General features: G+C 68.6%; 18 protein-coding genes and 2 pseudogenes. 9 read left to right on the top strand and 11 right to left on the bottom strand.

Annotated features, from left to right (window positions below; translation table 11 throughout):
- The first annotated feature begins 211 nt into the window (after positions 1 to 211).
- Positions 212 to 682 carry a universal stress protein gene (locus HW466_RS26735; RefSeq protein ID WP_151005883.1) on the top strand — a complete coding sequence of 157 codons (471 nt, stop codon included), beginning with the start codon at positions 212 to 214 and terminating at the stop codon, positions 680 to 682.
- A 46-nt stretch (positions 683 to 728) separates the two neighbouring features.
- On the opposite strand, the gene HW466_RS26730 is transcribed toward HW466_RS26735, so the two are convergent.
- The 4 genes from HW466_RS26730 to HW466_RS26715 all read right to left on the bottom strand — a co-directional run bounded on the left by HW466_RS26730 (position 729) and on the right by HW466_RS26715 (position 4,182).
- A complete protein-coding gene (locus HW466_RS26730) occupies positions 729 to 1,565 on the bottom strand; it encodes a universal stress protein (protein WP_059768753.1) in 837 nt (278 codons plus the stop codon).
- Positions 1,562 to 2,065 carry a universal stress protein gene (locus HW466_RS26725; RefSeq protein ID WP_059768751.1) on the bottom strand — a complete coding sequence of 168 codons (504 nt, stop codon included), beginning with the start codon at positions 2,063 to 2,065 and terminating at the stop codon, positions 1,562 to 1,564. Before HW466_RS26725 ends, HW466_RS26730 begins: the two co-directional genes overlap by 4 nt.
- A gap of 69 nt (positions 2,066 to 2,134) precedes the next feature.
- On the bottom strand, positions 2,135 to 3,334 hold the full coding sequence (locus HW466_RS26720) for an acetate/propionate family kinase (RefSeq protein ID WP_151005884.1): 1,200 nt from the start codon (positions 3,332 to 3,334) through the stop codon (positions 2,135 to 2,137).
- A gap of 8 nt (positions 3,335 to 3,342) precedes the next feature.
- Positions 3,343 to 4,182 carry a universal stress protein gene (locus tag HW466_RS26715; protein WP_151005886.1) on the bottom strand — a complete coding sequence of 280 codons (840 nt, stop codon included), beginning with the start codon at positions 4,180 to 4,182 and terminating at the stop codon, positions 3,343 to 3,345.
- 190 nt (positions 4,183 to 4,372) lie between these two features.
- On the opposite strand from HW466_RS26715, the gene HW466_RS26710 reads away from it, so the two are divergent.
- The 5 genes from HW466_RS26710 to HW466_RS26690 are packed head-to-tail and all read left to right on the top strand — an operon-like array spanning position 4,373 to position 9,524.
- On the top strand, positions 4,373 to 4,903 hold the full coding sequence (locus HW466_RS26710; protein WP_151005888.1) for a hypothetical protein: 531 nt from the start codon (positions 4,373 to 4,375) through the stop codon (positions 4,901 to 4,903).
- Entirely contained in the window at positions 4,893 to 5,639 is a 747-nt protein-coding gene (locus HW466_RS26705; RefSeq protein WP_060109529.1) for a beta-ketoacyl-ACP reductase, read from the top strand. The genes HW466_RS26710 and HW466_RS26705 overlap by 11 nt, the downstream gene beginning before the upstream one ends.
- Positions 5,636 to 7,459, top strand: a complete 1,824-nt coding sequence (locus HW466_RS26700) for a PHA/PHB synthase family protein (protein ID WP_174905759.1) — start codon at positions 5,636 to 5,638, stop codon at positions 7,457 to 7,459. Before HW466_RS26705 ends, HW466_RS26700 begins: the two co-directional genes overlap by 4 nt.
- The gene (locus tag HW466_RS26695) at positions 7,456 to 8,487 is read left to right on the top strand and encodes a bifunctional enoyl-CoA hydratase/phosphate acetyltransferase (RefSeq protein ID WP_174905758.1); all 1,032 of its coding nucleotides are present in this window, start codon (positions 7,456 to 7,458) and stop codon (positions 8,485 to 8,487) included. The genes HW466_RS26700 and HW466_RS26695 overlap by 4 nt, the downstream gene beginning before the upstream one ends.
- Entirely contained in the window at positions 8,484 to 9,524 is a 1,041-nt protein-coding gene (locus tag HW466_RS26690) for a zinc-dependent alcohol dehydrogenase family protein (RefSeq protein WP_059768736.1), read from the top strand. The genes HW466_RS26695 and HW466_RS26690 overlap by 4 nt, the downstream gene beginning before the upstream one ends.
- 94 nt (positions 9,525 to 9,618) lie before the next feature.
- Here HW466_RS26690 and HW466_RS26685 read toward each other — a convergent pair whose 3' ends face one another.
- The 7 genes from HW466_RS26685 to HW466_RS26655 all read right to left on the bottom strand — a co-directional run bounded on the left by HW466_RS26685 (position 9,619) and on the right by HW466_RS26655 (position 18,588).
- Positions 9,619 to 11,022 carry an MBL fold metallo-hydrolase RNA specificity domain-containing protein gene (locus HW466_RS26685; RefSeq protein ID WP_151006015.1) on the bottom strand — a complete coding sequence of 468 codons (1,404 nt, stop codon included), beginning with the start codon at positions 11,020 to 11,022 and terminating at the stop codon, positions 9,619 to 9,621.
- 292 nt (positions 11,023 to 11,314) lie between these two features.
- Entirely contained in the window at positions 11,315 to 11,500 is a 186-nt protein-coding gene (locus HW466_RS26680; RefSeq protein ID WP_059768733.1) for a DUF2964 family protein, read from the bottom strand.
- Between the two features lie 156 nt (positions 11,501 to 11,656).
- A complete protein-coding gene (locus tag HW466_RS26675) occupies positions 11,657 to 12,781 on the bottom strand; it encodes an ABC transporter permease (protein WP_151006016.1) in 1,125 nt (374 codons plus the stop codon).
- A gap of 2 nt (positions 12,782 to 12,783) precedes the next feature.
- The gene (rbbA, locus tag HW466_RS26670) at positions 12,784 to 15,606 is read right to left on the bottom strand and encodes a ribosome-associated ATPase/putative transporter RbbA (protein ID WP_239006089.1); all 2,823 of its coding nucleotides are present in this window, start codon (positions 15,604 to 15,606) and stop codon (positions 12,784 to 12,786) included.
- The gene (locus HW466_RS26665) at positions 15,603 to 16,676 is read right to left on the bottom strand and encodes an HlyD family secretion protein (RefSeq protein ID WP_174905757.1); all 1,074 of its coding nucleotides are present in this window, start codon (positions 16,674 to 16,676) and stop codon (positions 15,603 to 15,605) included. The genes rbbA and HW466_RS26665 overlap by 4 nt, the downstream gene beginning before the upstream one ends.
- On the bottom strand, positions 16,673 to 18,175 hold the full coding sequence (locus tag HW466_RS26660; RefSeq protein ID WP_174905756.1) for an efflux transporter outer membrane subunit: 1,503 nt from the start codon (positions 18,173 to 18,175) through the stop codon (positions 16,673 to 16,675). Before HW466_RS26660 ends, HW466_RS26665 begins: the two co-directional genes overlap by 4 nt.
- 224 nt (positions 18,176 to 18,399) lie before the next feature.
- The gene (locus HW466_RS26655; protein WP_059768725.1) at positions 18,400 to 18,588 is read right to left on the bottom strand and encodes a DUF2964 family protein; all 189 of its coding nucleotides are present in this window, start codon (positions 18,586 to 18,588) and stop codon (positions 18,400 to 18,402) included.
- Positions 18,589 to 18,824: 236 nt separating this feature from the next.
- Here HW466_RS26655 and HW466_RS26650 point away from each other — a divergent pair.
- The 3 genes and pseudogenes from HW466_RS26650 to HW466_RS26640 form a co-directional block, all read left to right on the top strand.
- Positions 18,825 to 19,319: pseudogene (locus tag HW466_RS26650) on the top strand (BON domain-containing protein); the annotation flags it as partial.
- Positions 19,283 to 19,528 (top strand): annotated as a pseudogene (locus tag HW466_RS26645) (cell division protein FtsH); the annotation flags it as partial. The pseudogenes HW466_RS26650 and HW466_RS26645, both read left to right, overlap by 37 nt.
- Positions 19,529 to 20,449: 921 nt before the next feature.
- Positions 20,450 to 22,825, top strand: coding sequence for a YadA family autotransporter adhesin (locus HW466_RS26640; protein WP_151002822.1), 2,376 nt, complete (start codon positions 20,450 to 20,452; stop codon positions 22,823 to 22,825).
- The last annotated feature ends 175 nt before the right edge of the window (positions 22,826 to 23,000 follow it).

The following is a 23,000-nucleotide window of genomic DNA, read 5'->3' as shown; positions in this document are numbered from 1 at the left end:
GGCGGCGGCCCGGACGCGAGGCACGAACGGCGGGGCGGGCTGCGACTGCAATATTGCGCTGAATTGTGCGCGGTTTACCGACGTTCGCCAATCGGGGCCGCTGTGGACACGCGGCGCCGCGCGTGCTTGACCCGTATCAACGGAACGGCGCCCGCCGCGATCAGACTGGTTTCACGAACCGGTCGAACCCGGCCTGAAGCACGGAGGCACCATGTATCGAAGGATTTTTGCGGCACTCGACGGCAGCCGCGGTGCGCGGCTCGCGCTCGACGAGGCGATCGCGCTCGCCCGCGAGTCGGGCAGCCTCGTCATCGCGATGTGCGTGGTATCGGATGCGCCGCGGCTGGCCGACGTCGACAGCGGCTATATCGACCGGCGCGACCCGGGCGGACTGGACGCGGACAAGGCCGCGATCGCGGTCTCGGATGCGGAAACCGCATTCCGGCTCTCCGGCGTGCGCGGCATCGCGCAAACGATCGACGCGTGCGGAGCGGACATATCGAACGTGCTGGCGCGCGCCGCGGCCGAATGCGATGCGGATCTGATCGTGATGGGCACGCATGGCCGGCGCGGCGTGCGCCGTGCGTTGCTCGGCAGCGTCGCCGAATCGCTCGTGCGCATCGCGGACCGGCCGGTGCTGGTCGTAAGGGAAGGGCCCGGCGCGTGCGCCGGCGTGCTGTGAGCGGCACGAGGCGGGCAGTCGCCAGCGGCTGCCCGCTTTTGCTGCGTCAGTGAGACAGCAGGACCGGCACGGTCATCGTCTCGAGGATCGTGCGCGTCGCGCCGCCCAGCACGCGCTCGTGCATGCGCGCATGGCTGTACAGGCCCATCACCAGCAGATCCGCATGCAGGTCGGTCACCCGGTTCAGCAGCGTCGCGCCCACGCTCACCGACCGTTCGCGCGGCGTGGTCGAGAACGATGCGCGAACGCCGTGCCGTTCGAGATACGCGGCAACGTCGACGCCCGCCGGCGTCTTGTCCGGATCGGGGCGCCCGTGGGTGACCGTCTCGACGTTGACGAAGCGCGCGCGGGCGAGCAGCGGCAGCGCATCGGCCATCGCGCGGGCGGCTTCGCGGCCGCCGTCCCAGCCGATCAGCACGTTTTCGCCGAGCGTTCGCACGTCGCCCGCATACGGCACGACGAGTGCCGGACGCCCGCTGCCCATCACGACGTCCTCGACGAAATGGCGAGCCACGTAGGTCATGCGGTCGTCGGGGTCTTCCTGGCCGAGCACCAGCAGATCCGCATGGCGCGCATGGAGAACCGCCGCCTCGGTCGCGTTGCCGGTCGGCGCCTGCCATTCGACCTTGTTGCGGCCCGCGCGCTCGGCGGCGGCGAGGAAGCGCTCCTCGGCTTCCTTGCGCCGCTGTTCGCACAGACGTTCGTAGACGGCCAGCTTCAGCGGTTCGTCGGGCCGCCGCAACGGTTCGAACAGGTCCTGGCAGACCACGTAGAGGCCGATCAGATGGGCATTCCAGCGTCCCGCGAGTTCGAGCGCGAGATCGACGCGCGTCGCACAGCGCTCGCTGTCGTCGAGATGGACGAGCAGGGTCTTGTAGCTCATGACGGCTCCTTTTCGGTTGATGCCGCGGTGGTTGCGGCGGACGCGGTCCCCGCGCAGCTCGCCGGAATCATCAGGACCGGGCACCTGGCCTGACGCAGCACGCGCTCGGCCACGCTGCCGAGGACGACCCGGCGAAAGCCGCGCCGGCCGTGCGTGCCGATCACGATCAGGTCGGCGTTGAGCTCGCCGGCAAGGCCGACGATGCGTTGCGCGACGTCTTCGCCCGCCGGCGCGACATTGGAGATCTGCGGCGTGCCGGCCACGTCGCGCGCCTTCATGCGCTTCGCCGCATCCTCCGTCACGCGCAGCCCTTCCTCGCGGAATGCGTCGACGAGAATCGACGGGTCGTATCCGTACGTGTCGTAGGCCGGCACGAGAAAATCGACGACGTAGACCGGGGTCAGCCGCGCACCCGTCTCCGACGCGAGGTTCAGCGCGGCGTCGAGTGCGCGGGACGACGTATCGCTGCCGTCGAGCGCAACCAGAATGTTCGAGTACATGACCTTCCCCTAGAACGGATGTTGATGCAGTCATCATCGGCGCGCGCACGCCGAGCGCGCTGATCTGGATCAACCGTCGCGGTTGCCGCGCAGCACGCGCACCGCGGCGCGCGCCGCGACCCATGCTTCGTTGGTCGGCTCGACGACTACCGTGACCGCGCTCGACGCGCACGACACGACATGCGCATGCTCCGCATTCGCGCGCGCGTCGAGCGCGATGCCGAGCCAGCCGAGCGACGCGCAGATCCGCGCGCGCAATTGCGCCGAGTGTTCGCCGATGCCGGCCGTGAAGACCAGCATGTCGAGGCCGCCGAGCAGCGCGGTCAGCGCGCCCGTCTCGCGCACGATGCGGTGGACATACAGCGCCAGCGCGTCGCGTGCCGGCTCGTCTCCGGCCGCCTCGCACGCGAGCAGCACGCGCGGGTCGCCGGATGCCCCCGACAGGCCCTTGAGCCCGGACTCGTGATACAGCATGTGGCCCAGTGCATCGCCTGACAGCTTGCCGACCTCGAGCAGGTGCAGGACGACGCCGGGGTCGAGCGTCCCGCAGCGGGTGCTCATCATCAATCCGTCGAGCGCGGAGAAGCCCATGGTCGTCGCGACGCTGCGGCCGTCGCGCAGCGCGCACAGGCTCGCGCCGCTGCCGAGATGGGCGGCGATCACGCGGCCATGCGCACGTTCGCCGAACGATTCGGCGAGCGCGACGGACAGGTATTCGTACGACAGACCATGGAACCCGTAGCGGCGCACGCCCTGGTCGAACCACGCGTGCGGCAACGGCAGCAACTGCTCGACGCGCGGCAGCGTGCGATGAAACGCCGTGTCGAACACGGCAATCTGCGGGACGTCCGGAAACGCGTCGCGCAGCACGTCGATCGCATCCAGGCTGTGCGGCTGATGCAACGGCGCCAGCGGCGTCAGCGTGCGCAGCGCGGCCAGCACATCGTCGTCGACGACCACCGGCTCCACGTATCGCGCGCCGCCGTGCACGACGCGGTGTGCGATCGCGCCCAGCGTCACGTGCGGCAATTTCACGCGGATCCACATCGCGATCTGCGCGAGCACCGCGCGGTAGGGATCGCCGTCGACGAGCGGCAGCGAACCCTCCGGATCGGCGTCGAAGCGGATCGACACGCCGTTGCCGGCCGCGACCGCCTCGCCGTCGTGCAACGGCCGCCGCGCGGGATCGCCGTGCGGCGGATGCGCGAAGATCGAGAACTTGACGCTCGACGAACCGGCGTTGACGACGAGCAATGCAAGCGTACGCATCGGCCGGCTCAGTGCGACATCAGCACCGGCAGCGTCATCGACGCCAGCACCGTGCGCGTGGCGCCGCCCATCACCAGCTCACGCCAGCGCGAATGCCCGTAGGCGCCCATCACGAGCAGGTCGGAGCCGCTTTCGTAGGCGCGCGACAGCAGCGTGTCGCCGACCGCCGAGCCGGTGCCCGCGTCGATATCGAGCACGTTCACGTCGCGTGCGTGGCGCGCCAGCATCAGCGCGGCATCGGCGGCCGGAATGCGCATGGCGGCCGCTTCCGAATCGCCGTCGACCACGGCGGCGATCGTCGTGCGCTTCGCGTGTTCGAGAAAGGGAATCGCATCGTGCGCGGCGCGGGCCGCTTCCCGGCTGCCGTCCCACGCGACGAACACGCGTTCGCCGATCGACGGGAACTCGCCGGTGTACGGCATGAACAGCACCGGCCGACCGGCGGACAGCACGAGGTTTTCGGGAAACTGGTCGTCGATGAAGGTCTCGGGATCGTTCGGATCGCTCTGGCCCGCGATCACGAGATCGGCCAGGCGTGCGGCGCGCGGCACGGCCAGGTTCGCGCGATCGTCGGCGTGCACCCATGCGGCCGCCACTTTCGCGCGGGCCGTCTCCGCATGGAACAGGCGCTCCAGCGCGGCGCGCCGTTCGTCGCGCTGTTCGCGGTGCTCGCGGAAGTAATCGGCGGAACCGGCCATCACGTAGAACGAATTCGGTTCCGGTGTGTAGACCGCGTACAGGCCGGTCAGGTGCGCACCGAAGCGCCGGGCGAGATGCAACGCGAATTCGAGCCGCGAATGCGCGCGGGCGCTCGAATCGAGGTGCACGACTATGCTCTTGTAGCTCATCGGAATCGCTCCATCGACGGGGGAACCGCCAGTGCAATCCAGTCTACGGAGCAGGGTTTTCGCGCACTTGACTCAGATCAACGGCTCCCTTGCGCGATGCCCGCACAGTGAAGCGGTCGCGATGCCGATCCCGGGCAGGCGGCGCGAGGCGGGATGCCAACCCATTGACCGGATCGAAAGAGGAAAGCCGATGAGTACGTACGCTTTGACGACACCGAACGACGTTTGCCGCGCGGGCTGCGATCTCGCGTTGCGCCTGGTCGCGCTGAACCGCGACTGGCAGCACGAGTGGCATGCGCTGGCAGGCCGGCGCATCGAACGCGATCGCGACGCGGTTCGGCGGCTGCAGCAGGCACTTGCGGACACGAAGGAGTGGACGGCCTTCGGCGAGGCGGCCCGGCAGGTGATGCGCGACTACGCGGTCGCGAGCGTCGCGCTCTGGCAGGACGCCACCGAGCTGAGCATGCGCGCGCAATTCGAAAGCGCCGGCGCATGGCGCACCTGGGCGCGCGAATATGGCGCGGGCGCGCTGTCGCGCTATCAGACCGACTGGTTGCCCGATCTGGAACGACTGGCCGTGGTCAACGAAGCCAGCATGCCGTGGGCAGACTGGATGACGGCGCTGGAACGCGGAATCGAGGACGCGAACGACGGGGCGCCGCTTGCCGTGCGCCGCCTGAACGGCACGGCCGGCGCACCGGAGAACGACCATGTGCGCTGATCGCGTCGCGTTCGTCACGGGCGGAATGGGCGGCCTGGGCGCCGCGATCGGCCGGCGCCTGCATGATGCCGGCATGACGGTGGCGGTGTCGCATACCGAAGGCAACGACCACGTCGCGACGTGGCTCACGCACGAACGCGAGGCGGGCAGGACGTTCCACGCGTTCGAAGTCGACGTCGCCGACTACGATTCGTGCCAGCATTGCGCGTCGCGCGTGCTGGCCGAGTTCGGTCGTGTCGACGTGCTCGTCAACAATGCCGGGATCACGCACGACGCCACCTTCGTGAAGATGACCAAGAGCATGTGGGACGCGGTGCTGCGCACCAATCTCGACGGCATGTTCAACATGACGAAGCCGTTCGTGCCGGGGATGATCGAGGCCGGCTTCGGGCGGATCGTGAACATCGGCTCGGTGAACGGTTCGCGCGGCGCATACGGGCAGGCGAATTACGCGGCCGCGAAGGCCGGCATCCATGGCTTCACGAAGGCGCTGGCGCTCGAACTCGCGCGCCACGGCATCACGGTCAATACGGTGGCGCCCGGCTACCTGGCGACCGCGATGCTCGAGACGGTGCCGAAGGAAGTGCTCGACACGAAGATCCTGCCGCAGATTCCGGTCGGCCGCCTGGGCAATCCCGGCGAGATCGCCGAACTCGTCGCGTTCCTCTGTTCCGACGCGGGGGCGTTCGCGACGGGCGCGGAATTCGACGTCAACGGCGGCATGCACATGCGATGAAGGCATCCGTCATGCGCTTGCCGATCGAGCGCGAATCGATGCGGCCAACGGGTACGAACGAGCCGGCGTCGCGCGCGGCCGACTGCACGGCGGCCCGCACGTCGCCCGCCGAACAATGGAACCGCGCCGCGCATGCGAACGTGGCCGCGATGACCTTCGGGCTGTCGCCCGTGTCGATGGCGCTGGCCATGCTCGACTGGGGCGCGCATCTGGCCGTGTCGCCCGGAAAATGCTTCGAACTCGCGACGCAGGCGTGGCTGGCCGCCCTCGCGCCGGCCGCAAGCCGGGGCGAGAGCGCCGCCGCCGACGACGCCGATACGCGCGGCCTGGCCGTGCACGCCGGGCAGGCCGATCCGCGCTTCGCCGCGCCCGCGTGGTCCGGATGGCCGTTTTGCGCGTATCGCGACGGCTTCCTGGCGGTCCAGCGCTGGTGGCGCGACGCGACGCGCGGCGTGCCCGGCGTCGAACGACATCACGAGGAGTTGGTCGGATTCGCCGCGCGACAGTGGCTCGACGCGTGCTCACCGGGCAATTTCCTGCCGACCAACCCGGTCGTGATTGACGCGACGATGCGCAGCGGCGGCGCAAATCTCGCGGCAGGCTCGCAACACTGGCTGGACGATGCGAACGCGTTGCTCGATCGCACGAGCGGCACGCGCGCCCGCGACACGCGCAGCTATCTGCCGGGGCGCGACGTGGCGATCACGCCGGGCCGCGTCGTATGGCGCAACGCGCTGTGCGAGCTGCTGCAATACGATCCGACCACGCCCGCCGTGGCACGCGAGCCGATCCTGATCGTGCCGTCGTGGATCATGAAGTACTACATCCTCGATTTGCAGCCGCACGATTCGCTGATCCGCTTCCTGGTCGATGCCGGCTACACGGTGTTTGCCGTGTCCTGGCGCAATCCGGGCGCGGAGGCGCGCGAACTCGGCCTCGACGACTATCTGCGCGACGGCTGCATGGCGGCGCTCGATGCGGCCCGGTCGATCTGCGGCGCAGCCGTCCACGCGGTCGGCTACTGCCTCGGCGGCACGCTGCTGGCGATCGGCGCGGCGGCGCTCGCGCGCGACGGGCGGCAGCACGACGCATTGCGCTCGGTCACGTTGCTCGCGGCGCAGACCGATTTCAGCGAACCCGGCGAACTCGGCCTGTTCATCGACGCGAGCGAACTGTCCGCGCTCGATGCGCTGATGTGGCGGCAGGGCTATCTGGACGGCGCGCAGATGTCCGCCGCATTCCAGCTGCTGAACGCGCGCGACCTGATCTGGTCGCGCATGATGAGCGAATACCTGCTCGGCACGCGCACCAAGCCGAACGACCTGATGTCGTGGAACGAGGACACCACGCGCATGCCGTACCGGATGCATACGGAATACCTGACGCGGCTCTTCCTCGACAACGATCTCGCGGCCGGCCGCTACTGCGTCGACGGGCGGCCGGTCGCGCTGTCGGACATCGACGTGCCGACGTTCGTGGTCGGGACCGAACGCGATCACGTGTCGCCCTGGCGCTCCGTCTACAAGCTGCACCTGCTCACGCACCACGCGTTGACGTTCGTGCTGACTTCCGGCGGACACAATGCCGGCATCGTGTCCGAGCCCGGGCACCCCGGGCGCCACTATCGCTGCGCGACGCGCGAGCCCGGCGCGCCTTACCGCAGCCGGCACGACTTCGTGCGCGAAACGCCGGCCGTCGACGGATCGTGGTGGACATGCTGGCGCGACTGGCTGCGCGCGCATTCGTCGGGCGACGTGTCGGCCCGCGTGCCGGCCGCCGGCTTCGGCGCGGCCCCCGGCACCTACGTGCTCGAGACATGAACATGAACCTGCATCCGGACGTGTCCGCCGGCGCATGCCTGCCCGGCCTCTTGCCGCGCGCGGACGGCGAGCTGCCCGAGCTGATCGCGCGTGCGCGCCATGCGCCGCCGCTGACGGTGGCCGTCGTGCATCCGTGCGACCCGGCCAGCCTCGCTGCGCTGGCCGCGATCGATGCGTCGCCGCTGGGCGCGGTGATCGAGCCGCTGATCGTCGCGCCGCGGGCGAAGGTGTCGCGCGTGGCGGGCGAAGCCGGCGTCGATCTGGCGAAATGGACGATCGAGGACGTGCCGCACAGCCACGCGGCGGCGGCCCGCGCGGTGACGCTCGCGGCGTCGGGCCGCGCCGGCGCGCTGATGAAGGGCAGCCTGCACACCGACGAGTTGATGGGCGCGGTCGTCGCCGCGGAATCGGGCCTGCGCACCGACAAGCGCATGTCTCACTGTTTCCTGATCGAGGCGCCCGCGTATCCGCGCCCGTTCCTGCTGACCGACGCGGCCGTCAATATCGCTCCGGATCTGGCCAGGAAGGCATCGATCACGCAGAACGCGATCGACGTCGCGCATGCGCTGGGTGTCGCGTGCCCGCGCGTGGCGGTGCTGTGCGCGGTCGAGACCGTGAATCCGGCGATGCGCTCGACGCTCGACGCGGCGGCACTGGCGAAGATGGCCGGGCGCGGGCAGATCACGGGCGCGATCGTCGACGGCCCGCTCGCGTTCGACAACGCGATATCGCAGCGGGCCGCGCGCAAGAAGGGCATCGATTCGCCGGTTGCCGGCCGTGCCGACATCCTCGTCGTGCCCGATATCGAAGCGGGCAACATGCTCGCGAAACAGCTCGAATACCTGGGCGGTGCCGCAAACGCGGGCGTCGTCGTGGGTGCGCGCGTGCCGATCGTGCTCACGAGCCGCGCCGACGGCGTCGCCGTGCGCGTCGCCTCCTGTGCGCTCGCGGCGTTGCTGGCACAGGCACGGCGTGGCGCCGCTCCAATGCCTGAACAGGCCCCCCTTTCGATGGAGGAACAGCGATGAAAGCACTCGTTTACCACGGCCCCGGGCGCAAGGCGCTCGAAGAGCGGCCCAAACCGGCACTGCAGTCGCCCACCGATGCGATCGTCCGCGTGACGCGCACGACGATCTGCGGCACCGATCTGCACATCCTCAAGGGCGACGTCCCGACCTGCGAACCGGGCCGCATTCTCGGCCACGAAGGCGTGGGCATCGTCGAGCAGGTGGGCGCCGCGGTCGATTCGCTGAAACCGGGCGACCACGTGCTGATTTCATGCATCTCGTCGTGCGGCCGCTGCGAGTATTGCCGCCGCGGGCTGTATTCGCATTGCACGACCGGCGGCTGGATACTCGGCAACCGGATCGACGGCACGCAGGCCGAGTTCGTGCGCATCCCGCACGCGCCGACCAGCCTGTACCGCATTCCGGCCGGCGCGGACGAGGACGCGCTCGTGATGCTGTCCGACATCCTGCCGACCGGATTCGAATGCGGCGTGCTGAACGGCAAGGTGCAGCCGGGCTGCTCGGTCGCGATCGTCGGGGCAGGGCCGATCGGGTTGGCCGCGTTGCTGACCGCGCAGTTCTATTCGCCCGCGCGGATCGTCATGATCGATCCGGACAGCAACCGCCTCGACATCGCGCGGCGCTTCGGCGCGACCGACTGCTTCGACGGGCGCGACGGCGACCCGGTGGCGGACGTGATGAAGCTGACCGACGGCGTCGGCGTGGATTGCGCGATCGAAGCGGTCGGCATTCCGGCGACGTTCGAGATGTGCACGTCGCTCGTGGCGCCCGGCGGGGTCGTCGCGAACGTCGGCGTGCACGGCGTCAAGGCCGACCTGCACCTCGAGAAGCTGTGGGATCGCAACATCGCGATCACGACGCGGCTCGTCGACACGGTCAGCACGCCGATGCTGCTCAAGACCGTCGGCGCCGGGCGCCTCGATCCGGCGCGCCTGATCACGCACCGGTTCTCGCTCGACGACGTGGAGCGCGCTTACGACACGTTCGGGCGCGCCGCGCAAACCCATGCGTTGAAGGTCATCATCGAAGTCGGCTGATTGCCGCCGCGCGCGTGACGGGGGCCGGCGAAGCCGCGTCTGCGCTTCGTGACGCGCAGCGGGCGTTTCGCCGGCGATTCGCCCGCGCGTCGGGTCACGTAGGCAGCGCGGCAGGCTCCTGCGTGTTGCCGGATGCAACCGCGTCCAGATCGACGCACTGCTCGTAGGTCGGCACCTCGCACCGCCAGTGCAGGCGCTCCTCGATGCGCCGGCGCATCGCATCCGCGGCGGCGGGTTCGCCATGCGTGACGAACGTCCGCACGGGCGCGCACGGCATCGTACCGAGCCACTTCAGGATCTCTTCGTAGTCGGCATGGGCCGACAGCGTCGTGATCGACTCGACCTGCGCGCGCACGCGAACGTATTCGCCGTGAATCTTCAGCGTGGGTTCGTGCGCGGCCAGTGCCGCGCCGCGCGTGCCGGCGGCCTGGTAGCCGACCAGCGCGATCGTGTTGCGCGCATCCGGCGCGTAGCGGGCCAGGTGATGCAGCACGCGTCCGCCCGTCGCCATCCCGCTGCCGGCAATGATGACCATCGGGCCATGGTGTTCGGCAATCGCCTTCGACTGGTCGACCGACCGGATCATCGTTGCCGCATGGCCCAGCGCGTTCGCTTCGGAGACGGTCAGGCGGTGCTCGAGGATATGGTGGCGGTAGATCTCGGTCACGTCCGTCGCCATCGGGCTGTCGACGAACACCGGGACGCGCGCCATGCGGCCGGATGCCTTCAGCCGCGCGATGTAGTGCAGGATTTCCTGCGCGCGGCCGACGGTGAAGCAGGGCATCACGACGACGCCGCCACGCGCGAAGGTCTTGTCGAACATCTCGGCCAGTTCGTTCTCGGGATCCGACTCCGGATGCAGGCGGTCGCCGTATGTCGATTCGACGACCAGATAGTCCGCATGCGCGGGCGGGCGCGGCGGCTGCATGATCGGGTCGTGATAGCGGCCGAGGTCGCCGGAAAACGCGAGCACCTTGTGATCCCAGTGCATCACGACGCTCGCCGCGCCGAGGATGTGCCCGGCCGGCAGCAGCCGGAACGACAGGCCGCCGCCCAGCGCCGTGCATTCGTCGAAGGCGACGGGTTTCAGCAGGCGCAGCGCGCGCTGCGCGTCGTCCAGCGTGTAGAGCGGTTGCGCCGGATGATGCTTCGAGTAGCCGTGCCGGTTCGCGAAGTCGGCTTCCTCCTCCTGCAGCCGCGCGCTGTCGCGCAGCATGATGTCGCAGAGTTCGGCGGTGGCCGCCGTGCAGTACACCGGCCCGCGATAGCCTTCCCGCGCCAGCACCGGAAGATAGCCGCTGTGATCGATGTGCGCGTGCGTGATCACGACGGCGTCCAGCGTGTCGGGCGCGACCGGCAGCGCGCGCCAGTTGCGCAGCCGCAGGTTCTTCGTTCCCTGGAACAGGCCGCAATCGACCAGGACGCGCCGGCTGCCGTGCTCGACCAAGTACTTCGAGCCGGTCACGGTTTCGGTCGCGCCGAGAAAAGTCAGTTTCATGGAGTGTCTCACCGAGAGTCGACGGAACGGTAAGTCGATTACATCCCGAACGCGCGCGCGGCGATTGACCGAAATCAGGAATTGCGGAATCCGCGCGCGGCCGGCGGGGAGCGATTCCCGGACGGCGTGCGGGTTGACGAGGATCAATCCTCGGCCCGGGACGCGGCAGGATAGCGGCCTGTGTGCGCGGGCCGCCCGCGGCACCGTCTACGGGCCGCTCGGCTGGGCGGAACTGCCGGCCTGGCAGCGGCCGGATGTCGGGGCGCGGACGGGCTGACGCCGCCCCGTGCCGCTATCGCCCGGACGATGCCGGATCCAGTTGCGCGACGAACGCGACGATGCCCGACACCAGCGCGACGATCGCGTACGGGACGACCGGCCCGTCGATCAGCATCGCGTGCACGACGCCCAGCAGCGACGCGAGCGCGATGAACACGCAGAAGGTTGCAAGCGCGCTTCGGTATGGCAGACCCATCATGACGTTCTCCCGGGAAACGGCCGCCGTGGACGGCGTCGCCGTCCATTCAGCCGCCGCTGGTGGCGCAGGACATGGCGTCATGATCGCGTGCCGCACCCCGGCACGCTTGATCTGTATCAATGGACGAATTCCGGTGGCGCGGGCGCGACGCGTCGATCAAGTCATCTGACCGATGGTCTTGCGGAAGCGCGTCAGCGACAGCAGGAACAGCACGCATCCGATCGCGAACAGCGCGGCAAACTGGGCCCACACCGCATCGAGCCCGGCACCGCGATACAGGATGCGCTGCGCGAGCTCGACGAAATGGGTGGTCGGCGCGGCCAGCATGATGTCCTGCACGACGGGCGGCATGCTTTCGCGCGGCGTCAGCCCGCCCGACAGCAGTTGCAGCGGCAGCAGCACGAGGACGAGCAGCATGCCGAACTGCGGCATGCTGCGCACGAGCGTCGCGAGAAAGATGCCCATCGACGTCGTCGCGAACAGGTGCAACGCCATGCCGGCGACGAACAGCGGCACGGAGCCGGGAATCGGCACGTGCAGCGCGCCGCCCACGACGAACATCAGCGACGCGACGGCCGCTGTCGCGACGACGAGTCCCATCGACCACACCTTCGCGAGCATGATTTCCGCCGCGGTTACCGGCATCACGAGCAGATGCTCGATCGTGCCGTGCTCGCGCTCGCGAATCAGTGCGGCCCCGGTCAGGATCATCGACAGCATCGTCACGTTGTTGATCAGTTCCATCAGCGCGCCGAACCAGACTTCGTCGAGATTCGGGTTGAAGCGCATGCGCATCGCGAGATCGACGGGCGGCAATGCCGCGCCGCGATGGCGCCGCACGAATGCATCGATCTCGCCCGACACGATCTGCTGGATGTAGCCGCCGCCGGTGAACGCCTGCGTCATGCGGGTCGCGTCGACGTTGAGCTGGACCGTCGCGTGGCGGCCGGCGAGCACGTCGCGCTGGAAGTCGGGCGGAATGTCGAGCGAGAACGTGTAGTCGCCGTCGTCGAGCCCGCGATCGGCGGCGCGGGCGTCGACGATCGGCGGCGGCGCGAATTGCGGCGGGAAGAACGCCGCCGCGATGCGCGCCGACAGTGGCGACGCATCCTCGTCGACGATCGCGATCGGCACCTTGTGCAGCGTTTCCGGGCGGGCGGTGGCGGCGACGTAGATCGACGCGCTGAACGTATAGACGATGAGCGCGAGCAGGATCGGGTCGCGAGCGAGGCTCCACAGTTCCTTGACCCCGAGCCGGAAAATGACGAGCAGGCGCGACATGGTCAGCGCTCCTGCTTGCGCAGCAGCACGCCCGTCATGACCAGGATGACCGGCACCGCCGCGAGCATCGGCCAGAACTGGGACGACAGGTCGGCCAGCCCGAGCGCCTTGTTGTAGACGCCGCGGCTGATCGCGAGCATGTAGGTGGCCGGATAGACGGTGCCGATCCACTTGCCGCTGCCCTCGAGCGACGACAGCGGCGTGAGCAGGCCCGAGAACTGCACGACCGGAATCAGCGTGCCGACGATCGTCATGAAGATCGCGGCGATCTGGCTGCGCGTAAACGTCGACGCGAACAGCCCGATGCCGGTGGCCACAACGTTGAAGATCAGCACGGCGGCCGCCAGCGTCGCGAAACTGCCCTTGATCCGCACGCCGAACACGACGTCGGCCAGCACGACCATCAGCAGGAAGTTCAGCATGGCGAGCATGACGTACGGCGCCTGCTTGCCGAGCAGGAACTCGGCCCGCGTGACGGGCGTCACGTACAGGTTGACGATCGACCCGAGCTCGCGTTCGCGCACGACGGCGAGCGCCGTCAGCATCGCGGGCAGCATCAGCAGCAGCATCGGCATGATCGCCGGAATCATCGCCGGCAGGCTCTTGACGTCGGGGTTGTAGCGATAGCGGATCGCGATGTCCACGGCCGGGACGAGCGACACGCCGAGCCGGCGCCTGGCCTGGTCGCGCAGCCAGTTTTCGTGCATCCCGGCCACATAGCCGCGGATCGTCTCCGCGCGCATCGGCATCGCGCCGTCGACCCATGCGCCGATCTCCACGCGGCGCCCGCGCGCGACGTCGCGCGCGAAACCGGGCGGGATCTCGAGCGCGAGCGACAGCTGCCCGTTGCGCATGCGGCGCTCGATGTCGCGGTCGTCCGCGAGCGGCGCGCGCGGCACGAAGTAGCGGGAACCGGCCAGATTCTGCGCATAGTCCTGGCTCAGGATCGACTGATCGCGGTCGAGCACCGCGAACGTCAGGTTGTCGACGTCGAGACTGATCCCGATGCTGATCACGCACATCAGCACGAGCGAGCCGAACAGCGCCAGCGTCGCGCGCAACGGGTCGCGCCGAAGTTCCAGCACTTCGCGCCACAGGTAGCTGCCGGCGCGCGACGGGCTGAACCATGCGGCCGCGTGGCCGGCGCTGGCCGCAGCGGGAGGCGCGGCGAGCCAGCCGGCGTCGGACGGCGCATCGGCCGTCGCATCGCCCGCGCGTTGCGCGCCGTCAGCGCGCTGTGCATCGCTCAGGTAGCCGATGAATGCATCCTCCAGCGTGGCCGCGCCGCGCTGGCGCACCAGTTCGGCGGGCGCGGCGCTCGCGAGCACGCGGCCCGCATGCATCAGCGAGATGCGGTCGCACCGCGCGGCCTCGTTCATGAAGTGCGTCGAAATGAAGATGGTGACGCGATCGTCGCGCGCGAGCTCGATCATCAGCCGCCAGAAGTCGTCGCGCGCGACCGGGTCCACGCCCGAAGTCGGCTCGTCCAGGATCAGCAGCTCGGGCTTGTGCACCATCGCGACCGCCAGCGACAGCCGCTGCCGCATCCCGAGCGGCAGGCGCTCGGGCAGCGCATCGAGTGCGTCGGCCAGCCCGAAGCGTTCGACCATTTCGGTCACGCGCGCGGGCACGTCCGGCTCCGGTACGCCGAACAGGCGCGCGTGCAGCACCAGGTTCTGCCGCACGGTCAGTTCGCCGTAGAGCGAAAACCCTTGCGACATGTAGCCGACGCGCCGACGCGTGTCGATGTCGTTCGCGGCGACCGGCCGGCCGAACAGCGTCGCCGTGCCTTCGGACGCGGGCAGCAGGCCGGTGAGCATCTTCATCGTCGTCGACTTGCCGCAGCCGTTGGAGCCGAGAAAGCCGAAGATCTCGCCCTGGCGGATCCGCAGGCTCACGTGGTCGACCGCGACGAAATCGCCGAACCGCATCGTCAGCGCGTCGGCCTCGATCGCGTAGCCGGCCGCCGGGTCGGGCTGGAACGGCTCGATCGCGACCGGCTGGTGTCCGTGCCGGCGCGCGTCCGGCAGCAGCGCGATGAACGCGGCTTCCAGCGTGTCGCAACCCGTGCGCTCGAGCAGCTCGCCGGGGCTGCCGGTGGCCAGCACGCGGCCCGCGTCCATCGCGATCAGCCGGTCGAAGCGGCGGGCCTCGTCCATGTACGCGGTGGCGACCAGCACGCTCATCGTCGGACGCGCGGCGCGAATACGTCCGATCAGTTCCCAGAACTGCGCGCGCGACAGCGGATCGACGCCGGTCGTCGGTTCGTCCAGGATCAACAGGTCGGGATCGTGGATCAACGCGCAGCACAGGCCGAGCTTCTGCTTCATGCCGCCGGACAGCTTGCCTGCCGGGCGATCGAGGAACGGCTGCAGGCCGGTGCTGCGCGTCAGCGCGTCGATCCGGCGGCGACGCTCCGCGGCATCGTGGCCGAACAGCCGCGCGAAGAACTGCAGGTTTTCCTCGACCGACAGCGTCGCGTACAGGTTCCGACCGAGGCCTTGCGGCATGTACGCGATGCGCCGGCAGACGCGTGCGCGATGGCGACGCGATGCCAGGTCGCCGTCGAGCGTCCATACGCGGCCCTGCTGGATCGCGCGCGCACCGGACACGAGCGCGAGCAGGCTCGACTTGCCGACGCCGTCCGGCCCGATCAGGCCGATCATGCGGCCGGCCGGGATGTCGAGGGTCACGTCGTCGAGCGCGTATTGGTCGCCGTAGCGCAACGTGACGCCCGACAGCCGGGCGACCACGCGCCGATCGGCCGGCACCGGCGAATCGTCGATCGCACCGGCATCGGTTCCGGCGGACGTCGTCGCGTTCATTGCGGCACCCTGATCGCGAGGCGCTCCGGCCAGTCCGCGTGCGGGTCGGTCTTCAGCCACGCGACACCCGGCAATCCGGTCTTCACGCGCTTCAGGTGGCGCTGCAACAGATCGCGATCGATGCGTGCCTTGACGCGGAACATCAGCTTCTGCCGCTCGGTGGCCGTCTCGACCGTCTTCGGCGTGAACTGCGCGGTGCTCGACACATAGGACACGCGTGCCGGAATCACGTATTCCGGCGCCGCATCGAGCACGATCCGCACGTCGGCGCCGAGCGGCACGCGGCCCACGACCGCTTCGGGCAGGAAGAACGTCATGTAGACGTCGGACAGGTCGACGACGTTGAGCACCTTGCCGCCCGCCGGCAGGACTTCACCCGATTCGGCGATGCGGTACTGCACACGGCCGTCGCGCGGCGACGTCAGTTCGCTGTCCGCGATGTCGGCCCGCACGCGCGCCACGGTCGCCTGCGCGGCCGTCACGGCCGAGCGCGCGGCGACGAGCTGGGCCCGCGTTGCGTCGACCGCTGCCTGGGCCGCTTCCACCTGGGCGCGCGCGGCATTCACGGTCGCGCGCAGGCTGCCGGCGCGCGCGCGATCGTCGTCCAGCTCCTGCAGCGACGACGCTCCGTCGCGCGACAGCGTTTCGGATCGCGCGAGCCGCCGCGTGGCCGCGTCCAGCTCGCTTTCCCGTTGCACGACGACGGCCGCGGCGGCGGCCTTGTCGCTGCGACGCTGCGCAACCTGCGCGTCGATGCTCGCCGCGGTGTTCACGGCCTGCTGCTCGCGCGCCTGGGCCTCGTCGAGCTGCGCCTGCAGGACGACGACGTCCATGCGTGCGAGCGGCTGGCCGGCCGTTACGAAGTCGCCTTCGTCGACGAGCACGGCGGTGATGCGCCCCGGCAGCTTGGTCGCGACGTCGATTTCGGTCGCCTCGATGCGGCCGTTGCCGCTGACGAGCCCCGCATCCGTCTGGCCGTCGCGCCAGCGCGTCCACCCGTAGTACGCGAGGCCGATCGCGAGCACGGCCGCACCGGCACCGATCAGAAGAGGGCGCGGGATGGTTTTCATGGTGTGTTGTCCGAATTTGTCGAAAGGGGAGCCGTTGCCGCGGCAGTGTTGCCGGTATCGACCACGCCGCCGCCGAGCGCGCCGTACAACGCGACGCGGCTCGACAGCAGCGCACGGCGCGTCATGACCAGTTGCTGCTCGGCGTTCATCAGGTCCCGTTGCGCATCGAGCACTTCGAGGAAGCGCGTTGCGCCGCTGTCGTAGCGCAGCTTCGCGAGGCGTGCGCGTTCGGCCTGCGACGCCTGCGTGGCGCGCTCGATGGCGACCTGGTCGGCAAGCCAGCGGCGTGCGGCGAGCGCATCGGACACGTCGCGGAACGCGCGCTGCAGTGTCTGCTCGTACTGCGCGAGCGCCTCGTCGCGTTGCGCGTGCGAAAGCGCGAGATTCGCCCGGTTGCGGCCGCCGTCGACGAGCGGCAGCGTGACGTTCGGAATCACCGACCACACGCCCGCGCCGGACGACAGCAGTTCATGCAGCGCGCTGCTTCCCGAGCCGACTGCGCTCGTCAGCGCGATGCGCGGAAAGAATGCCGCGCGCGCCGCGCCGATGTTCGCGCGGGCCGCCTGCAGTTCGTGCTCCGCCGCGATCACGTCCGGACGCCGGGTCAGCAACGACGACGGCAGGCCGGGGGCGAGCGACGGCAGCACCGCGCCGTCGTCGAGCGCGAGCGGCGTATCGGCCAGCGCCGGCGGCGCACCGACGAGCAACGCCAGCGCATCGGCCGCCGTCGCGCGCGCTTGCTGCAACTGGACGCCGAGCGATTCCGCCTGCTGCAGCAGGATTTCCGATTGCGTGAGGTCGAGGCGCGAGATCGCGCCGGCCGCGTGGCGAAGCCGGAAAATCCGCAGCGATTCGCGGCGTGTGTCGATCGTCGCGCGGGTCAGCGCGATGCGTTCGTCGATTTCGCACAGGGTCAGATATGCGTTGGCGACACCGGTGACGACGCTCAGCGTCACCGCCCGTCTCGCCGCGTCGCTCGCGAGATAGCGCTGGAGCGCGGCTTCCTTCAGGTTGCGCACGCGTCCCCAGAAATCGATCTCCCATTGCGTCTCGGCCAGCTGGACTTCATAGAGCTGGCCGATGACGGGTGCCGGCGTGAGGAAGCCGCCCGGCGTGCGAAACCGCGCATAGGCCGCGCCCGCACCGATCGTCGGCCATTGATCGGCGCTGCGGATGCCGTACACCGCGCGCGCCTGCTCGACCCTTGCAACGGCCACGCGCAGATCGCGGTTGTCGGCGAGCGCCTGCGCGATCAACGCGCGCAACCGTGCGTCGACGAAGTAGGCCGGCCAGTCGGGCACGGGCGCCGCGGAGGTCGGCGGCGTTGCGTCGGCGGCAGGATCCGGAAACGATGCGGGAATCGGTGCGGCAGGGCGCTCGTCCGGTGGCGCGAGCGACAGGCAGCCCGGCAGCAACGCGATGCCCGCCGTGAGCGCGATGGCACGCGTGCGCCGCACGACGGCAGGAAGAAAGCGAACGGCGGGCGCGGCAGCGCGCATGGGATGCCTCGTCGGATACTGGAAATGCGGGAATACGGGATGGCACCGCCGCCCGGGCGTCGCCGCTTCGGATTCACTTATATCCGACGATTGCAGGGTTTCCCCTTGATCTGTGTCACTCGCGCGGGAATGCGTTTCGAGCGGCTCCTCGCTTGACGCGCGTGTCGCGGCATGCGTCGAACGGTTTCGTGACCGCGTGCCCGACGCGCACCGCACGGCGCCCGTCACGGGCGTTCGCCCGGCCCCGGATTGAGCAGCACGACGAACGCGAGGATGCTGGAGATCAGCGTGACGATCGAGTACCGGAACACTTCCTCGTCGAACAGCATCCCGTGAACGATGCCGACCAGCGATGCAATCGCGATGAACACGCTGAGCGTCGCGAGCACGATGCGGTATTGCTTGCGGATCATGACGGTCTCCCGGAGAGCGGTGGCATCGATGGTCGGACGAATGCGAAACGTGCGTCTGGCCGCGCCTTTTGGCGACGTCCGCCCGGTCATGATCGCGTCGCGCCTCGTCGCGCGATTGATCTGCGTCAACCGACAAAACCGGCCATCGCCTGCCCGCCTTTGATTGATCCTCATCAAGCCGCCGGCGCGGCCGTGCGCGATGCTGTACACGATTCCACACGCGCTCGCTCGCATGCATTGGCTGGAATCCGGCGATCGATGCGCGGCGGATCGACGTCGAGGTCCACGACAGGCTCGTGACGCTGCGCGGCACGGTCGACAGCCGGGCCCAGAAGCTCGAGGCGCAGAAAACGGCGCTGCATGTCGCCGATGCGCGCGCGCTGGTGCTCGAACTGGACGTCTCCCCGCCGCAGAACGCATGCGCGGACCAGGAACTGGCGATCGCGATCACGTTCGCGCTCGGATGGCAGGAGGCGTTGCGCGATCAAAAGATCGGCGTCGAGGTCGATCACGGCTGCGTGACGCTCGACGGCGAAGTCGATCATGCATATCAAAGCCGGGCGGCGGAAGCGATGGTGAGCCGGATGATCGGCGTCGTCGGCGTGGCGAACCGCATCCGCGTGCGGACGGATCACACGGTGCCGGATGTCGGCGCGCGGATCGCCGAGGCGCTGGCGCGCCGCGCGCGGCGTGAATCCGCGGGGATCTCGCGAACGTCGTCAACGACGGTGCGTTGCATGCGGCCGAACTGGGCAAGCCCGCGGTCGGGATGGCCGATTTCGACGAAGCGATCGATCGCGCGATGACCGGCATGGAACGCAAGAGCCGCATGATGAACGAACAGGAAAAGCGGACCATCGCGTATCACGAATCGGGCCATGCGCTCGTCGCGCAAAGTCGCGCGCACTGCGATCCGGTGAAGAAGGTGTCCATCATTCCGTGATCGCGGCGCCGATGCTGCGGGCACGGACGGCTGGATGCTGTGGAATCCGCGCAATCGCTACGATCCCGGCCCCTTGCCGCGCTGAGCGGCAGGTGGACGAGCGGGATCGCGCAGGCGAAACGGTGTCGCATGCGCATGGCGTCTTTTGAGGGCCGTGTGTGAGCGCACATGCGACGCTCCGTCGAGCGACGGCGCCGCAATCGAGGCCAGTGCGTGTTCACGCCAATGGCGGCACTGTCCCGCGAACGATTCTCCAGATACGGCAACGTGCCTTATTGGCGCCGCCGGTCCCGGGCCGCTCGTTCGATACAAGCCCGAACTGATCGACGGCGCGCGTATTCGATTCCCGCATACACGGTTCAGGACCGTCGTTTCGGTCGCTTTTCGTATCGAGTCCATCCCGGAGAGGACACGCTCGCTTTCGCCGTGTCGGACGAATCGCCGCTGATTCGCCGCCAGCGCCGCGATTTAGGACGATTCTTATATTCGCGGATTCGCCACTTGATCAAACTTCTTTGGTGAGCGACGCGTTGCCGCAATCGACGGTATCCGGTTACCGATTGATGAATCGACAGCAGCATGCGGCGCTTCACGGGCACGATTCGGAAATCCGAAGCGGAATGACCGCTGTCGCTGTACTTCCTTCAATCGATTTCACGATTCGTTGTCCGAATTTCTAGATTCGATATTCGTTGAGCGGATATCGGATGGACGACAACGAGTCGTCGCACGTTCGGTCCCGGCAACGCGACCGGCGCCCTCGGGCGCACCGCCATGTCGACTATTCGGCTCATACGCGGCGAGGCCGGGTTGATTCCGCCGAAGCAGCGGGCCTGCACGTGCCACGTCTCGATCAATGTGCATCCATCGTGGCCACTGTATCGCGCTTAACCCCGGAAACGGAAAGGAACGAAAGCCTTGAACAAGACCTACCTCAGCATCTGGAACGCTGCGACCAACACGTGGACGGCAGTGTCCGAAACGGCAAAGTCGCATTCGAAAGGCGCGTCTCGCGCGACACGCAAAACCATGATCGCGATCGCTCTGGGCGGCGCCACGATGGGCACCGCGATGGCAGACGTGTGCACGACGAACGACGGATCGCGCGGCACCGTCGACGCGACGGGGGCATGCACGGCGGCAGGCGCGAGCCTGAACGCAACGCGCGCTCTGGCCGAAACAAGGGCGACGCTCGATGATACGTACATCCAGGTCCGTGGTACGACGACAGACGCGAAAAGCGAGGGAAATCGGGCAATCGCGATCGGCGATGGCGCGGTTGCAGGCGCCGCTGGCATCACTGATGCAGCCCAGACCAACATCGCTATTGGCGCCAATGCCAACACGTCGGGCGGTTTCGGGCAAATGGCATTTGGTGAGGGCGCGTCTGCCATGAGCGGTGCCGGTGGAGCGATCGCGATAGGTCGGAACGCCACGACGACAAACCGTGGCGTCGCGCTGGGCGATGGAGCCACGGCGACGGGTTATTACAGCATTGCACTGGGCGATCTTTCTGTTGCGAGCGCCAACAATACGGTTTCCGTGGGTTCGAAGGCCCTGCAACGACGTATCGTCAACGTGGCCAAGGGTACCGCGGATACCGACGCCGTGAACGTCGGCCAGATGAACGCCCGCCTGTCGACGACCGATACCCAGTTGAGTGCGCTCGATAGCCGAACGACGGCCAACGAGGGAGACATCAAGCAGCTCGACAGCGACATGACGGCGGCGAAGAACGACATCGCGATGCACACGACCGATATCTCGACGATCAACGGTCGACTCGACAACCTGTCGAGCGGCACGAGCGGCCTCGTCCAGCAAGCCACGGCGGGGGAGGATCTCACGGTTGGCGCGAACACCGACGGCGCTGCCGTGAATTTCTCGGGCACCGCGGGCACGCGCAAGCTCACCGGCATCGCAGCCGGCGAGGTTTCCGCGGCCAGCTCCGACGCTGCCAATGGCGCGCAACTGCACGGCATCGCGGACAGCGTCGCAACCGCCATCGGCGGCGATTCCGTCGTGAATACGGACGGCACCATCTCCGCGCCATCCTTCACGATCGGCGATGGCAAAGGCGGCACGACCACGGTCAACACGCTTGCGGGCGCGGTAGCGAATCTCGACGGCCGTACGGTTGCGAACGAAGGCGACATCAAGCAGCTCGCTGACCGGATCGGCAGCGGCGCGATCGGTGTCGTTCAACAGGACCAGACGGCCGGCATGATCGCGGTCGGCGCGAACAGCGGCGGCACGGTGGTGAACTTCGCAGGCACCGGCGGCGCACGCACGCTGTCAGGCATCGCAAACGGCGTGAACGACGACGAGGCGGTCACCATCGCGCAACTCCGCGCCACCGGCCTGATCGATTACACCGGCAAGGAAGTCGGCGCGGTCACCTACGACAGCGGCATGTCGTTCGACACCGTGACGCTTGCAGGCGCACTCGGCACGTCGTTGCGGAACGTCGCACCGGGCGAGGTCAGCGCCAACAGCATGGATGCCGTCAACGGCAGTCAGCTTTTCGGATTGCAGGAGCAGTTCGCGAAGCAGTTCGGCGAGTTGCACGGCCGTGTCGACGAATTGTCCGATCGCGTCACCGAACGCGAGAACGCTCCCGGCGCGGGTGGCCCGGGCACGGGCGGAAGCGGTTCGACGGTCAACGGCGAAGGGTCGAGTGCATCGGGAGAGAACAGCTCCGCCATCGGGCAGGGCTCGAACTCATCGGGCGGGAACAGCTCGGCGGTCGGCCAGGGGGCGGTCGCATCGGGCGGGAGCAGCTCGGCGGTTGGCCAGGGGTCGGTCGCATCCGGAGAAAACAGCACGGCCATCGGTCAGGGCACGTCGGCTACCGGAAGCGGCTCGGTTGCGCTCGGGCAGGGCTCGGTCGCGGATCGTGACAACGCGGTGTCGGTCGGTTCCGCCGGTCATGAGCGCCAGATCACGAACGTCGCCGACGGCACGGCGCCCACCGATGCAATCAACAAGCGTCAGCTCGATGGCGCGATGCAGTCGGTCGACCAGCGTTTCGGTGAAACGAACCGGATGATCAACGACGTGGCGAAGAACGCATATGCCGGTATCGCGGCCGCGATGGCGATGCCGAACATGACGCCGTCGCAGCCCGGCAAGACGGTGGTCGCGGTCGGTGCGGCGAACTTCAAGAGCGGCTCCGCCGTCGCGGCCGGCGCCACCTACCGATCGCGCAACGGCAATTGGCTCGTGAACGGTGCGGTGTCCGTGACGTCGGTGGGCGACGCGGGCGTGCGCGCCCAGGTCGGCTACGAATTCTGACCCTGCCAGCCTCCTGCATCGGAGTTCAGCTGGCGCGACCGGAGCCAGGACGATACCCGTCGAGCCCGGTCGCGCCCTGGCGGCGCAGCCGGGTCTCTCGGCACCGCCTGACCGGCGCGTCGGGGATCCGACCGTCATCACGTCGACTTCTTCACGCTGCGGCGTTCGGATCCCA

The organism is Burkholderia territorii (assembly GCF_902833055.1).
GTDB lineage: Bacteria > Pseudomonadota > Gammaproteobacteria > Burkholderiales > Burkholderiaceae > Burkholderia > Burkholderia territorii.
This window is presented reverse-complemented; position numbering and strand designations above follow the sequence as displayed.